At 73.8% G+C, this 606-nt stretch carries 1 protein-coding gene; it reads left to right on the top strand.

The genetic code is table 11. The features are described from left to right. Positions 1 to 117: 117 nt before the first annotated feature. Positions 118 to 606 (top strand): phosphotransferase (locus tag Y704_RS24420; protein WP_275451058.1); only part of this gene is annotated, 489 nt, incomplete at its 3' end.

Consider the following 606-nt stretch of genomic DNA (forward strand, 5'->3'; position numbering starts at 1 on the left):
CCGCGTCGAGCAGCGTTGGCTTCCGGCGCTGACCGGGCACCTGCCGGTGAGGACCTCCGTTCCGGTGCGCGTGGGTGCGCCGTCGTCGCTGTATCCCTGCGCCTGGAGCATCGCGGAGTGGATCGAGGGACGGGTCGGATCCGCTGTGCCCGCCGCCCGACGGAGAAGCGCCGCGCAGCAGTTGGCAGAGTTCCTCCTGGCCTTCCAGCAGCCGGCGCCCCGCAGCGCGCCGGATTCCCCTGTCGGACGGGGAGGTCCGCTCTCGTGGTCCGGCTGCCCCGCCGTAGCATGGGCGCCGACCTCATCCGCGTCGAGCAGCGTTGGCTTCCGGCGCTGACCGGGCACCTGCCGGTGAGGACCTCCGTTCCGGTGCGCGTGGGTGCGCCGTCGTCGCTGTATCCCTGCGCCTGGAGCATCGCGGAGTGGATCGAGGGACGGGTCGGATCCGCTGTGCCCGCCGCCCGACGGAGAAGCGCCGCGCAGCAGTTGGCAGAGTTCCTCCTGGCCTTCCAGCAGCCGGCGCCCCGCAGCGCGCCGGATTCCCCTGTCGGACGGGGAGGTCCGCTGGCCGCGCGGAGCCCCACCATCCGGGCACGGCTCGACGCC

The sequence above is a fragment of the Arthrobacter sp. Br18 genome (genome assembly GCF_000520555.1).
Taxonomy (GTDB): domain Bacteria; phylum Actinomycetota; class Actinomycetes; order Actinomycetales; family Micrococcaceae; genus Arthrobacter_D.